The 14,334-nt window shown below is 75.0% G+C and carries 8 protein-coding genes; all 8 read left to right on the top strand.

Annotated elements, in window-relative coordinates:
• A complete protein-coding gene (locus ACGFZP_RS38825; protein ID WP_392942004.1) occupies nucleotides 1-1,242 on the top strand; it encodes an ROK family protein in 1,242 nt (413 codons plus the stop codon).
• 88 nt (nucleotides 1,243-1,330) lie between these two features.
• Nucleotides 1,331-2,917: an ABC transporter substrate-binding protein gene (locus tag ACGFZP_RS38820; protein ID WP_392942002.1), complete on the top strand. Its 1,587-nt coding sequence runs from the start codon at nucleotides 1,331-1,333 to the stop codon at nucleotides 2,915-2,917.
• 3 nt (nucleotides 2,918-2,920) lie between these two features.
• Entirely contained in the window at nucleotides 2,921-3,865 is a 945-nt protein-coding gene (locus ACGFZP_RS38815; RefSeq protein WP_387951796.1) for an ABC transporter permease, read from the top strand.
• A 3-nt stretch (nucleotides 3,866-3,868) separates the two neighbouring features.
• Nucleotides 3,869-4,726, top strand: a complete 858-nt coding sequence (locus ACGFZP_RS38810; protein WP_392941998.1) for an ABC transporter permease — start codon at nucleotides 3,869-3,871, stop codon at nucleotides 4,724-4,726.
• A complete protein-coding gene (locus tag ACGFZP_RS38805) occupies nucleotides 4,723-6,324 on the top strand; it encodes an ABC transporter ATP-binding protein (protein ID WP_392941995.1) in 1,602 nt (533 codons plus the stop codon). Before ACGFZP_RS38810 ends, ACGFZP_RS38805 begins: the two co-directional genes overlap by 4 nt.
• Nucleotides 6,321-8,696, top strand: a complete 2,376-nt coding sequence (locus ACGFZP_RS38800) for an arylsulfatase (RefSeq protein WP_392941993.1) — start codon at nucleotides 6,321-6,323, stop codon at nucleotides 8,694-8,696. The genes ACGFZP_RS38805 and ACGFZP_RS38800 overlap by 4 nt, the downstream gene beginning before the upstream one ends.
• 101 nt (nucleotides 8,697-8,797) lie before the next feature.
• A complete protein-coding gene (locus ACGFZP_RS38795) occupies nucleotides 8,798-9,457 on the top strand; it encodes a 4'-phosphopantetheinyl transferase (protein WP_392941991.1) in 660 nt (219 codons plus the stop codon).
• A gap of 186 nt (nucleotides 9,458-9,643) precedes the next feature.
• A partial coding sequence (locus ACGFZP_RS38790) for a beta-ketoacyl synthase N-terminal-like domain-containing protein (protein ID WP_392941988.1) occupies nucleotides 9,644-14,334 on the top strand: 4,691 nt, incomplete at its 3' end.

Raw genomic sequence — 14,334 nt, 5'->3', positions numbered from 1 at the left:
ATGTCCGACACGCTCCCGCGCCCCGCCGTGCGCATCGGGGACGACCGGCGGGACGTCAACGCCGCCGCCGTGCTGCGGACCGTGCTGGACCACGGGCCGATCGCCCGCAGCCGGGTCGCCGCGCTCACCGGGCTCAGCGCCTCCGCGGTGTCCCGGCAGGTGGTGGACCTCTCGCAGCTCGGACTGCTCCACGAGCGGCCGGAGTTGACCGGCGGCGGGGCCGGAACGGTCGGCCGGCCCCAGCTGCCGGTCGACATCGACACCGGTCGGCTGGCCGTGGCCGGGCTGCACATCGGGGTGCCGTTCACCACCTTCTCGCTGCTGGACGTGCGCGGAAACGTGCTGTACCGACAGGAGTTGAGCAACCGGGGGCGCACGGGTTACGCGGTGCTCAAGCCGCTGCTGGAGCGGCTGCCCCGGCTGCTCGCCACCGTGCCCGGCGGCCGCACCGTGGTCGCCCTCGGCGCGGTCACCGGTGGCACGGTGGATCCGGAGCGCGGCGTGACTGTCCGTCATGATCCTTTGCAGTGGCGGGACATGCCGCTCGGCGAACTGCTGGCCCGGGCCACCGGACTGCCCGTCCAGGTGGACAACCACGCGCGGGCGCTCACCCAGGCGGAGATCCTGTTCGGCCACCCGGCGGCGCGGCGCAGCATGGTCCAGCTCTTCGTCGGCCACGTGGTCGACGCGGCCCTGTCGGTCGCCGGCGTGGTGCACCTCGGGCCCGCCTCGGCCACCGGGGACGTCGCGCACCTGCCCGTCCCCGACAGTGACGCGCTCTGCCACTGCGGCCGGCTGGGCTGTCTGGCGGCCGCCGCCTCGGACACCACGCTGTTCGAGGCGGCGGCCGCCGCCGGGATCACCGAGCGGCCCGACCGGGCCGAGCTGGTGGCGGCGGTCCGGGCCGGCGATCCGCGCGCCGACCGGCTGGTCCGCGACCGGTCCGAGGTGATCGGCCGCGCGCTGGCCCTGCTGGCGGACGTGGTCAACCCGGACCTGCTGGTGCTGACCGAGACCTTCGCCATGCTCGACCCGACCTATCTGGACGTGGTGCGCGCCGAGTTCGCCCGCCGGTCGCGCCTGCGGCAGGACGCGGACCTGCTGATCGCCCAGCGGCGCGGCGCGGACGCCCTGGCCGTGGCGGCCGGCGCCGCGGTGCTGGGCGTGCTCTACGCCCGGCCGCTGCAGGCGACGGCCGCGCACGGCGCGACGCCGCCCACCGGGCGGGGGCCGCTGCCGTGACCGCCCGCCTTTCCCCCTCCCTCCACCACCCCCTCCCTCCACCGCCCTTCCCGCCGTTCACCCGATCGCCCCTTGTGAAGGACCCGCCATGACCGCGTTCACCTCCTCCTCCGTATCCGGCCTCTCCCGGCGCGCCCTGCTGCGCGGGGGTGTCGCCGGAGCCGGTCTGCTGGCGCTGGCGGCCTGCCGTTCGGCCGCGGACACCGCCTCCTCCCCCGCGGGCGGCTCGGCGAGCCCGCGCCGGGGCGGCGTCATCACGGTGGGCACCGGGATCGACTTCACCCCGAGCCTGCTCTTCGCCCAGAGCGCCAACACCCTGGTCCAGCGCCTGGTCTTCAACACCCTGACCAGGTACGACGACAAGCTCCAGCCGCAGCCCGAGCTGGCCACCTCCTGGCAGCTGGGCGCGGACGGCACCAGCGTCACGCTCAAGCTGCGCGAGGACGTGCTCTTCCACAGCGGCCGCAAGTTCACCGCGGACGACGTGGTGTTCGCCGTCAAGAACCTGCAGAACCCCTCCCGTTCGGCCCAGTTGCGCTCCACGGCGGCCGCCGTCACCGACTTCCGCAAGAACGGCGACTTCGAGCTGACCCTCGTCCTGGCCCACCCGGTCAGCAACCTCTTCGACCTCTTCGAGTTCATGATCATCCCGGACTCGGCCAGCGTCGAGGACGCCGTCGCCGGGACGAAGCTGATCGGCACCGGCCCGTTCACCTTCACCGAGCGCAAGCCCGGCAGCTCGATCACCTTCGCCCGCAACGACAAGTACTGGAACCCGGGACGCCCCTACCTGGACGGGGTCGAGATCCGGATCATCCCGCAGGCGGAGTCCCTGCTGTCCTCGCTCAGGACCGGCCAGACCCACCTGTCCTACGGCGTCCGCGGCAAGGACGTGGCCACCCTCAAGGGCGACCCGCAGTTCCGGATCAAGCAGTACGACACCGGCTCGGGCGCCTACTACATCGGCGCCAACCTCACCGCCGAGCACGTGGGCGACAAGCGAGTCCGGCAGGCCATCGCCTGGGCCGTGGACCGCGACCGGCTGGTGCAGCAGGCGCTCGGCGGGTACGGCACCGTCTCGTCCGCGCCCTGGCCCAAGTCCTCGCCCGCGTACAGCGAGGCCAACGCCACCCGCTACACCCACAACCCGGACAAGGCGCGGGCGCTGCTCAAGGAGGCCGGGCTCGACAGCATCACCCTGCCGTTCGCGCACTCCAACGACCCGGGCAACACCGCGATCGCCCAGATCCTGCAGTACGACCTCAAGCAGGTCGGCATCGAGACGGTCCTCCAGCCCACCGACTCCCCCACCATGCAGAAGCAGCTGATCGCCCAGTCCATGCCGGCCCTCTGGACGCTCAGCCACGGCTTCGCCCAGCTCCAGCCCGCCACCCTCGCGGTGAGCGCCTACCCGTTCAACGAGGCCAAGAACAGCTCGCGCTTCAGCTCGCCCGCCTACACCGAGATCGTCCAGAAGGCCTGGAACCGCTCGGACAGTTCCGGCCCCGAGGCCAAGGCGCTCTACCAGCAGATCACCGACGTGCTGCTGGACGAGGAGTTCGTGATCGACCTCGCCATCGGCGGCCTGGTGGAGGTGGCCGGCAGCAAGGCGGTGGGCACCGACCTCAACAAGTTCGGCTACCTCGTCCTCGACGACGCCTACCTGACGGCCTGACCGATGCGATCCTTCCTGTTCAAGCGGCTGCCCTCCGGGCTGCTCGTCCTCGTCCTCGCCTCCTTCCTGGTCTTCCTCATCCTGCGGCTGATCCCCGGCGACCCGGCCACCTCGCTCGCCGGGCCCGACGCCGGGCCGGAGGCCGTCGCCGCCATCCGCGGCCGGCTCGGCCTCGACCAGCCGCTGCTCTCGCAGTACGTCGGCTGGCTCGGCGACCTGCTCACCGGAGACCTCGGACCCAGCTACGCGATCGGCGGCCAGGTCGCCGACCTGATCGGCAACGGGCTCGGCGCCACCGTCCAACTCACCCTCGGCGCCCTGCTGCTGGTGGTGGTGATCGCCCTGCCGCTCGGCGTGCTCGGCGCCACCACCCGGCGCCGGCCGGTCGCCGCCGCCGTCCGCGCCTTCACGACGGCCGTCCTGGCGGTGCCGCCGTTCGTCACCGGCGTGCTGCTGGTGCTGCTCTTCGCCGTCACCCTCGGGCTGCTGCCGGCCGGCGGCCACGAGTCCCTGCTCGACCAGCCCGACCTGGCCGTGCAGTACCTGCTGATGCCCGCCGTCTGCCTGGCGCTGCCGAGCGCCGCCGTGCTCGCCCGGTACCTCAAGGACGGCATGGAACGCGCCCTCGCCGAGGACTACGTCCGCACCGCCACCGCCCTCGGCGTCTCCCGCCGGCGGATCGTCTGGCAGCACGCGCTGCCCAACGCCCTGCCGTCCGCGATCACCGTGCTCGGCCTGCAGATCGGCCAACTCATCGCCGGGGCCGTGCTGGTGGAGCGGATCTTCGCCTGGCCGGGTCTCGGCCAGCTGATCGAGCAGGGGGTGATCCGCCGCGACTACCCGGTCGTGCAGGACCTCCTGCTGCTGATCGTCGCCGTCTATGTCGCCGTCCAGCTGCTCACCGACCTGGTGTACGCGTGGCTGGACCCCCGGATCCGGTGGGAGTGACCGATGACCGTCCTGACCGCCAAGGCGCCACCGCGCGACGCCCGCGCCCGCCGCAACCGCTACCTGGCCGGCCTGCTCACCGGGCGCGGCCTCACCGGCCTGGCCCTGGTCGGCGTGATCGCGCTGGCCGGCCTGTTCGCGCCGCTGCTCACCGACCTCGACCCGAACGCCCAGAGCGCCCTCGCGCTCGCCGGCCCCAGCGCCGACCACCCCTTCGGCACCGACGACCTGGGTCGCGACCTCTTCAGCCGGGTGCTGCACGGCATCGGCACCGACCTCGCGATCACCCTCAGCGCCGTCCCGGTCGGCGCCCTGCTCGGCTGCTCGCTCGCCCTGCTCGCGGCCTCCTCCCGATGGGCAGACGTCGCCGTCCAGCGCGGCTTCGACCTGCTGCTCGCCTTCCCCGGGATCATCCTGGCGCTCGCCGTGACCGCCGTGCTGGGCCCCGGCCGCTGGCCGGTGCTGATCGTCATCGCGCTCGCCGAGATCCCCGGCTTCGGGCGACAGCTGCGGGCCGGCATCCTCGTCCAGCGGGAGCGCGAGTACGCGCTGGCCGCCCGGGTCGGCGGGGCGTCCCGGCTGCGGGTCCTGCTGCGCCACGTCGTGCCCAACTCCGCCGACCCGCTGATCGTGCAGAGCGCCGTCGCGCTCTCCATCGGCGTCTTCATCGAGGGCGCGATGAGCTTCCTGGGCCTGGGCGTCCGCCCGCCGGAGCCCACCCTCGGCTCGATCCTCAGCCAGTCCGTCGCCTACCTCGACACCCACCCCGCCTTCGCGGCCGCCCCGCTCGCCGCGACCACCGCCCTGGTGCTCGGCTTCACGCTGATCGCCGAGGCCCTGAACAGGGGGATCCGCCGATGAGCCGCCCAGTCCTTCAGGTCCGCGACCTCACGGTCGCCTTCGACGAGGTGACGGCCGTCGACGGGGTCGGCTTCGAGCTGGCCGCCGGCGAGACGCTCGGGCTGGTCGGCGAGTCCGGCTCCGGGAAGTCGACCACCGCGCTGGCGCTGCTGCGCATGCTGCCGGCCGGCGGCCGGATCACCGGCGGCTCGGTCGAGCTCGACGGACAGGACCTCGCCGCCCTGCCCGAGGCCGCCCTGCGCGGCCTGCGCGGGCGGCGGATCGCGATGATCTTCCAGGACCCGATGTCCTCGCTCAACCCGGTGCTCACCGTCGGCAAGCAGCTCGACGAGGCCCTGCGGGCCCACGGCTCGGCCGCCCGGGCCGAGCGCGCCGCCCGGGCGGCCGAGCTGCTCGACCTGGTCGGCATCCCCGACGCCGCCGGCCGGCTGGGCGACCATCCGCACCAGTTCTCCGGCGGCCAGCGCCAGCGCATCATGATCGCGCTCGCGCTGGCCAACAACGCCGAGGTGCTGGTCGCCGACGAGCCGACCACCGCGCTCGACCCGACCGTCCAGCAGCAGATCCTCCAGCTGCTCTCCCGGATCAACCGGGAGACCGGCACCGCCCTGGTGGTGATCAGCCACGACCTCGGCGTGATCGCGCAGACCTGCCGGCGGATCCTGGTGATGCGCGCCGGCCGGGTGGTCGAGCAGGGCACCACCGGCGAGGTGCTCGCCGCACCCCGGCACCCCTACACCAAGCGGCTGCTGGCCGCCGTCCCGCGTCTGGAGGCGCCCTCCGAGGCCGCCGCCAACAGCCTCCCGGGCCCCGAACCGCTGCTGACCGTGCACGGGGTGCGCAAGACGTACGGCCCGCGCCGGCGACCGGTCACCGCGCTGGACGGCGTCGACCTGGAGCTGCACCCCGGCGAGACGCTCGGGCTGGTCGGCGAGTCCGGCTCCGGGAAGTCCACGCTGGCCCGGGCCCTCGTCCAGGTGCACTCCCCCTCGGCGGGGACCATCCGGTTCCGCGGCGAGGAGCTCGGCCACGGCGGCGGCCGCGCCGCCCGGCGGGAGCTGCAGATGGTCTTCCAGGACCCGTACTCCTCGCTCAACCCCCGGATGACGGCCGGCCGGATCATCGAGGAGCCGCTCATCGCGCACGGGCTCGGCACCGCGGCCGAGCGGGCCGCCCGGGTCGCCGAGCTGCTCCGACAGGTCGGCCTGGAGCCGGAGATGGCGGACCGGCACCCGCGCGCCTTCTCCGGCGGCCAGCGCCAGCGGATCGGCATCGCCCGCGCGCTGGCGCCCGAGCCGAGCGTGCTGATCTGCGACGAGCCGGTCTCGGCGCTGGACGTGTCGGTCCAGGCCCAGGTGATCGAGCTGCTCGCCCGGCTGCAGCGCGAACTCGGGCTCGCCATCCTCTTCATCGCGCACGACCTCGCCGTGGTCCGCCAGGTCAGCCACCGGATCGCCGTGATGCACCGCGGCCGGATCGTCGAGACCGGCCCGGCCGACCGCGTCGTCACCGCGCCCGAACACCCGTACACCGCCGAGCTCCTGGCCGCCGTGCCGCGCCTGGACGCCGTCGGACCCGCCGTCAGGAGCACCGTATGAGCACCGCCCCCGCGCCCAACGCCGAGCCCGCGCCCGAAGCCGAGCGCGCGCACCACCCCGGCCGCCGCGACCCGTACGCCGGCTTCGCCGGCACCGTCGGCCGCACCTTCGGCGAGTCGGTGCCCGCCTGGCCGCAGCGGCTGCGCCCGCGCGAGGGCGCCCCCAACATCGTGGTCGTCCTCGTCGACGACATGGGCTACAGCGACATCGGCCCGTTCGGCGCGGAGATCCCCACCCCCACCCTGGACCGGCTCGCCGCCGACGGCGTCAAGCTGGCCAACTACCACACCATGCCGCTCTGCTCCCCGGCCCGGGCGGCCCTGCTCACCGGCCTCAACCCGCACCGGGTCGGCTACTCCTTCGTCGCCAACGCCGACCCCGGCTTCCCCGGCTACGGCATGGAGGTCGCCGGGGACATCCCCACCCTCGCCGAGGTGCTGCACGGCGAGGGCTACGCCACCTACGCCGTCGGCAAGTGGCACCTGACCCGCGACTCCGCCTCCAACGCCGCCGACAACCGCGCCAACTGGCCGCTACAGAAGGGCTTCGACCAGTACTACGGCGTACTGGAGGGCCTGACCAGCCTCTTCCACCCGCACCAACTCGTCCGCGACAACAGCCCGCTGGACATCGACGAGCTCCCCGAGGGCTACTACTACACCGACGACATCACCGACCAGGCCATCTCGATGGTCAAGTCGCTGCGCGCGCACGACGCCGAGAAGCCGTTCTTCCTCTACCTCGCGCACAACGCCGTGCACGGCCCGCTCCAGGCGAAGCCCGAGGACCTGGCCCGGCACCGGGGCCGCTACGACGGCGGCTGGGACGAGCTGCGCGCCGCCCGCTTCGCACGCCAGTCGGCCGCCGGCCACTTCCCCGCGGGCACCGAGCTGCCCGAGCGCAACTCCGAGGCCGGCCACGACGTCGGACCCTGGAGCGAACTCACCGACGTACAGAAGAAGTTGTACGCCCGGTACATGGAGGTGTACGCGGCGATGGTCGACAACGTCGACCAGAACCTCGGCCGGCTCACCGACACCCTGGCCGCGCTCGGCGAGCTCGACAACACCATCATCGTCTTCACCTCCGACAACGGCGGCACCGGCGAGGGCGGCGCCGAGGGCACCCGCAGCTACTTCAGCCGCTTCGTCCACCACCCGCGGCTGCCGGCGGACTGGAACCCCGACGTCGAGCGGGAGATCGAGCTGATCGGCGGCCCGCAGAGCCTGGTGCACTACCCGCGCGGCTGGGGCATGGCCTCCAACACGCCGTTCCGCCTCTACAAGGGCCAGACCCACGCGGGCGGCGTCCGGGTGCCGTTCGTGCTCTCCTGGCCGGCCGGCCTGCCGCGCGCCGAGGGCGACAACGGCGTCCGACCGCAGTACCAGTACGTCACGGACATCCTGCCCACCCTGCTCGAACTCGCGGGCGTGCAGCGGCCGCAGGAGCGCGCCGGGCAGCCGGTGCAGGAGCTGGACGGGGTCAGCTTCGCACCCGTCCTGCGCGAGCCGCAGGCGCCCAGTACGCACCACGAGCAGTACTGCGAGATGACCGGCAACCGCAGCTACTACCGCGACGGCTGGAAGCTGGTCACCCTGCACCGCTTCGGCACGCCCTACGACGACGGCGAGTGGGCGCTCCACGACCTGCGCACCGACCCGACCGAGATCCACGACGTCTCCGCCGAACACCCGGACATCGTCAAGGAGTTGGCGGCGGCCTGGGAGGCGGCCGCCTGGCGCGACGGGGTCTTCCCGCTGTCCGACGGCAGCGGCGCGCTCGCCCTGCGCAACCCCGAGGACGCCCGGCTGCGGCGGCCGGTGACCCTGCTCGCGGGCACGCCCGAGCTGGAGCGGTACCGCTCCTCCCGGCTGGTCTCCTTCCGGTCCTTCGCCATCGAGGTCGAGCTCGACCGGCACGGGGACGCCGACCAGGGCGTCCTGGTCTCGCACGGGGACCAGGGCGGCGGCTACAGCCTGTACGTCGAGGACGGGCGGCTGCGGTTCGCCTACAACCAGTACGGCGAGCTGCACGAGGCCGACGGCGGCCCGCTCGCGGCGGGCGCGCGCCGGGTCACCGTCGAGGCGGCGGCCGTGGCGGACCTCAAGTGGGAGTTCCGACTGCTCGTCGACGGCGTCGAGGGCGGCCGGCTCGGGCCGGTCCACCAGCTCATCGGCATGGCGCCGTTCCAGGGCATCAGCGTCGGCGTGGACCGCAAGTCCCCGGTCTCCTGGCCGGTGTACGAGCGGCACCGCTCCTTCCGCTACAGCGGCGGGCTGCGCTCGGTCACCTACGTCCCGGGCGAGCCGGCCCCGTACGACCCGGAGACGGTGGCCCAGGCCCTGCGGGAGGCCGCGGCGGCCTTCGAGTAGCACCACCGACCGGCGGTCCCCGGCCCCGGACGGGCCGGGGACCGCTGGGTTACCCTCGTCCGGGTGCGGCGCAGGCCCGCACACCTGCACGAGGGGGAAGCGTGATCGCCGAGATTCTGCCCGCGTCCGTGGTGGTCGAGGTCGCGTACGACGACCCGCCACAGGCCCGGCTGGAGCCGGCCGAGGAGGCGGTCGTCGCCAAGGCCGTGGAGACCCGGCGCCGGGAGTTCACCACCGTCCGGCACTGCGCCCGCGCCGCGCTCGGCCGGCTCGGCGTCCCGTACCGGCCGCTGGTGCCCGGTCGGCGCGGCGCGCCGAGCTGGCCCGACGGGGTGATCGGCAGCATGACGCACTGCGCCGGGTACCGCGCCGCCGCCGTCGCCCGGCCCGGCGACCTCGCCTCGCTGGGCGTCGACGCCGAACCCGCGCTGGCGCTCCCGGAGGGCGTGCTGGAGGCCATCGCGCTGCCCGGCGAGCAGGAGCGGATCGGCAAGCTGCTCGCCGAGCTCCCGCAGCTGCCCTGGGACCGGCTGCTGTTCAGCGCCAAGGAGGCCGTCTACAAGGCCTGGTTCCCGCTCACCGGGCTGTTCCTGGAGTTCGCCGAGGCCGACATCACGCTGCGCCCCGACGGGACCTTCCACGCCGTGCTGCTGGTGCCGGGCCCGGTCGTCGGCGGCCGGACGGTCGGCGCCTTCGACGGCCGCTGGATCGTCCGGGACGGCCTGCTCGCCACGGCGATCGCCGTCCCGGCGGCCGATTAGGGCCCGCCAGGACGGCCCCCTGAAGGGCCGGTGACCGACCGGCGCCCGTCGCACGCCCGCAACACCGCTGCAGCACACCCCTGTTGTGAACCCCACCCGGTTTAGAACGCCGCAAGGCCCCCGTTAGGGCGGCCCGTGACGGTGTTCTGACCTGTGTGTCCACGACGAGGGAGTACCGCACCGATCATGAGCAGCGACCTCTCCGCCCCGATCGCCGTCATCGGACTCTCCTGCCGCCTCCCCGGGGCGCCGGACCCCACCGCGTTCTGGGAGCTGCTCAGCCGCGGCGAGGACGCCGTCGGCACGCCCCCGGCCGAACGCTGGTCCGCGGCCGCCCCGGCCCGCGGCGCCTTCCTCGACGAGGTGGACCGCTTCGACGCCGCGTTCTTCGGCATCTCCCCGCGCGAGGCGGCCGCGATGGACCCGCAGCAGCGGCTGCTGCTGGAGCTCGGCTGGGAGGCGCTGGAGGAGGCGGGCATCGTCCCGGCCTCGCTGGCCGGCAGCCGGACGGCCGTCTTCGCCAGCGCCATCTGGGACGACTACGCGGCGCTGCACCACCGGCGCGGCGAGGACGCCGCCGGGCGGCACTCCGTCACCGGGCTGCACCGCGGCATCCTGGCCAACCGGCTCTCCTACGTGCTCGGCCTCACCGGGCCCAGCCTCACGGTGGACGCCGCGCAGTCCTCGGCGCTGGTCGCCGTCCACCTGGCGGCCGAGAGCCTGCGCCGCGGCGAGTCCGAACTCGCCGTCGTCGGCGGGGTGAACCTCATCCTGTCGCCCGGCTCCAGCGCCGACAGCGCCCGGTTCGGGGCGCTGTCGCCGGACGGCCGCTGCTACACCTTCGACGCGCGCGCCAACGGCTACGTCCGCGGCGAGGGCGGGGTGGCCGTCGTGCTCAAGCCGCTGGCGCGGGCCCTCGCCGACGGGGACCGGGTGCACAGCGTCCTGCTGGGCAGCGCCGTCAACAACGACGGCGCCTCCACCGGGCTGACCGTGCCCGACCGGACCGCCCAGGAGGCGGTGCTGCGCGAGGCGCACGGCCGGGCGGGGACGGACGCGCCGTCCGTCCAGTACGTCGAGCTGCACGGCACCGGGACGCCGGTCGGCGACCCGATCGAGGCGGCGGCGCTGGGGGCGGTCCTCGGCGCGGGCGCCGGGGAGCGGCCCGCACCGCTGCACGTCGGGTCCGCCAAGACCAACGTGGGCCACCTGGAGGGCGCGGCCGGCCTGGTCGGCCTGCTGAAGACCATCCTCGCGATCGCCCGCCGCCGGCTCCCGGCCAGCCTCAACTTCGCCGAGCCCAACCCGGCCATCCCCCTGGACGAGCTGGGCCTGCGGGTGCGCACCGAGGAGGGCCCCTGGCCGCAGGCCGACCGGCCGCTGATCGCGGGCGTCAGCTCGTTCGGCATGGGCGGCACCAACTGCCACGTGGTGCTGGCGGACCTGGCGGGAGCGGCCGCAACGGCCGGGACGGCGGACCTGCCCGACCCGGCGGAGTCGGCCGACCCGCCCGCGACCGCCGGGGCCGCGGCCCCGGCCGGCCCGCTCCCGTGGGTGCTGTCCGGACGCGACGGCCAGGCGCTCCGCGCCCAGGCCGCCCGACTGCACTCCCACCTCACCCCAGGAGCCGACGCCGACGCCGACGCCGGCTCCGACCCCGACTCCGACCACCCCGACTCCGGGCCCGTGGCCGCCGACCCGCGCGACATCGCCCACGCGCTCGCCGCGACCCGGACGCTCTTCGACGAGCGCGCCGTCGTCCTCGCCGCCGACCGCCCGGCGCTGCTGGACGGCCTCGCCGCCCTCGCCGCGGGCGAGGACCACCCCGCCGTGGTCCGCGGCCGGGCACCCGCCGAGGCGCCCGCCACCGCCTACCTGTTCACCGGGCAGGGCAGCCAGCGCCCCGGCATGGGACGCGAACTATACGCCGCCTACCCCGAGTTCGCCCGGGCCTTCGACGACGCCGCGGACGCCCTCGACCCCCACCTGGACCGCCCGCTGCGCGACCTGGTGTTCGCCGAGCCCGGCACCCCCGAGGCCGCCCTGCTCGACGAGACCCGCTACACCCAGCCCGCCCTCTTCGCCCTGGAGACCGCGCTCCACCACCTGGTCCGCCGCTTCGGACCGGCCCCCGACCACCTGGCCGGCCACTCGATCGGCGAGCTCACCGCCGCCCACGCCGCCGGTGTCCTCTCGCTCCCGGACGCCGCCCTGCTGGTCGCTGCGCGCGGCCGCCTGATGCAGGAGCTGCCGGCGGGCGGCGCGATGGTCGCCGTGGAGGCGGCCGAGGACGAGGTGCTGCCGCTGCTCTCGGACGGGGTGTCCCTCGCCGCCGTCAACGGCCCGCGCGCCGTCGTCCTCTCCGGCGACGAGGCCGAGGTGCTGCGCGCCGCCGAGACCCTGGCCGCCCGGGGCCGCCGCACCCGCCGGCTCGCGGTCAGCCACGCGTTCCACTCCGCGCACATGGACCCGATCCTGGAGGAGTTCGAACGCGTCGCCGCCGGACTGGAGTTCCACGCACCGCTGATCCCCGTCATCTCCAACGTCACCGGTGGGCCGGCCACCGCGGCCGAGCTCACCTCCCCCGCCTACTGGGCCCGGCACATCCGCGCGGCCGTGCGCTTCCACGACGGACTGCGGACGCTGCGCCGCGCGGGTACCACGGTGTTCCTCGAACTCGGCCCGGACGCCCACCTCACCGGCCTGGGCCGGGACGCGCTGGCCGACACCGGCGGCGGCCACGTGCTGCTCGCCGGACTGCGGCGCGGCCGACCGGAGGCGGCGACGCTGCTCGGCGCCCTGGCGGGCGCCCAGGTCCACGGCGCGCCGGTGGACTGGGCGGGCTCCCCGGCCGTCCGGGGCGGCCGGCCGGTGCCGCTGCCCACCTACGCGTTCCAGCGCGAGCGCCACTGGCTGGACGGCCCACCCGCCGTCGAGGCCGCACCCACCACCGCCTCCGAGGCCGTCCCCGAGGCGGCCGCCGACCCCGCAACGGTCGGCCCCGGACGCACCGGCCCCGAACGCACCGGCCGCGCCGCGCTGCCCGCCGACCTGCTGGACCTCGTCCGCACCCAGGCCGCCATCGTGCTGGGCCACGTCACCGGCGAGGCGGTCGACGCCGGCCGCAGCTTCAAGGACCTCGGCTTCGACTCGCTCTCCGGCGTCGAGCTGCGCGACCGCCTGCAGAGCGCCACCGGCCTCTCCCTCCCGTCCGCGCTCGTCTACAACCACCCGACGCCCGACGCCGTGGTCCGCCTGCTGCGCGACCGCCTCAGCGGGGACGCCGCCACCGTGACCGCCCCGGCCGCCCGCCGGACGACGGCCGACGAGCCGATCGCCATCGTCGCGATGGCCTGCCGCTACCCCGGCGGGATCGCCTCGCCCGAGGACCTCTGGCGGCTCGTCCACTCCGAGACCGACGCGATCGGCCCGTTCCCCACCGACCGCGGCTGGGACCTGGACGCGCTCTACGACCCCGACCCGGACACCCCCGGCACCGCCTACGTCCGCGAGGGCGGGTTCCTCTCCTCGGCGGCCCGGTTCGACGCCGGCCTGTTCGGCATCAGCCCGCGCGAGGCGCTGGCGATGGACCCGCAGCAGCGGCTGCTGCTCGAAACCGCCTGGGAGGCCTTCGAGCGGGCCGGCCTCGCCCCCGACCGGCTGAAGGGCAGCGGGACCGGCGTCTTCGTCGGCGCCACCGCGCAGGACTACGGCGCCCGTCTGCACGAGCCCGCCGAGGGCCTGGACGGCTATCTGCTCACCGGCGGCACGGCGAGCGTCGCGTCCGGCCGGATCGCCTACACCTTCGGCCTGGAGGGGCCGGCCGTCACCGTCGACACCGCCTGCTCCTCCTCGCTGGTCGCGCTGCACCTCGCCGCGCAGGCGCTGCGCCAGGGCGAGTGCGACCTCGCGCTGGCCGGCGGTGTGACGGTCATGGCGACGCCGGGGATGTTCCTGGAGTTCAGCCGCCAGCGCGGCCTGGCCGGCGACGCCCGCTGCAAGGCCTTCGCGGCCGCCGCCGACGGCACCGCGTGGGCGGAGGGCGTCGGCCTGCTGCTGGTCGAGCGGCTCTCCGACGCGCGCCGCAACGGGCACCCGGTCCTCGCCCTGCTGCGCGGCTCCGCGATCAACCAGGACGGCGCCAGCAACGGCCTCACCGCCCCGAACGGGCCCTCCCAGGAGCGGGTCATCCGGCAGGCCCTGGCCGGCGCGGGCCTCACCCCGGCGGACGTGGACGCCATGGAGGCGCACGGCACCGGCACCCGGCTCGGCGACCCGATCGAGGCCGAGGCGCTGTTGGCCACCTACGGTCAGGGCCGGCCCGGCGACCAGCCGCTGCTGCTGGGCTCGTTGAAGTCCAACATCGGCCACAGCCAGGCGGCGGCCGGGGTCGGCGGCATCATCAAGATGGTGCAGGCGATGCAGCACGGAATCCTGCCGCGCACCCTGCACGTGGACGCGCCCTCGCCGCACGTGGACTGGTCGGCGGGCGCCGTCGAACTGCTCACCGAGACCGTGCCCTGGCCGGAGCGCGGGCGGCCGCGCCGCTCCGCCGTCTCCTCCTTCGGCATCAGCGGCACCAACGCGCACGTCATCCTGGAGCAGGCACCCGCACTCGACGCACCGGAGCCGGCCAAGACCGACCAGGACGCGGGCCCGGCGCTCTGGCCGCTCTCCGCACAGAGCGCGGACGCCCTGCGCGCGGCGGGCGGACGCCTACGGGAGCACCTGCTCGACCACCCCGAGCTCGCAGCGGCCACCGTGGCCGCCGCCCTGGCCGGTGGCCGGGCGTCGTTGGAGCACCGGGCCGTCGTGATCGCCACCGACCGCGCCCAGGCCCTCGACGCCCTCGACGCCCTCACCCACGACACCGACCA

Source organism: Kitasatospora sp. NPDC048239 (assembly GCF_043202015.1).
Taxonomy (GTDB): Bacteria; Actinomycetota; Actinomycetes; order Streptomycetales; family Streptomycetaceae; genus Kitasatospora.
This window is presented reverse-complemented; position numbering and strand designations above follow the sequence as displayed.

Bases quoted from the DNA above. Each gene is read 5' to 3' on its own strand.
- ACGFZP_RS38800 (WP_392941993.1), top strand. From the start codon at position 6,321: ATGAGCACCGCCCCCGCGCCCAACGCCGAGCCCGCGCCCGAAGCCGAG.
- ACGFZP_RS38815 (WP_387951796.1), top strand. From the start codon at position 2,921: ATGCGATCCTTCCTGTTCAAGCGGCTGCCCTCCGGGCTGCTCGTCCTC.
- ACGFZP_RS38820 (WP_392942002.1), top strand. From the start codon at position 1,331: ATGACCGCGTTCACCTCCTCCTCCGTATCCGGCCTCTCCCGGCGCGCC.
- ACGFZP_RS38825 (WP_392942004.1), top strand. From the start codon at position 1: ATGTCCGACACGCTCCCGCGCCCCGCCGTGCGCATCGGGGACGACCGG.
- ACGFZP_RS38810 (WP_392941998.1), top strand. From the start codon at position 3,869: ATGACCGTCCTGACCGCCAAGGCGCCACCGCGCGACGCCCGCGCCCGC.
- ACGFZP_RS38805 (WP_392941995.1), top strand. From the start codon at position 4,723: ATGAGCCGCCCAGTCCTTCAGGTCCGCGACCTCACGGTCGCCTTCGAC.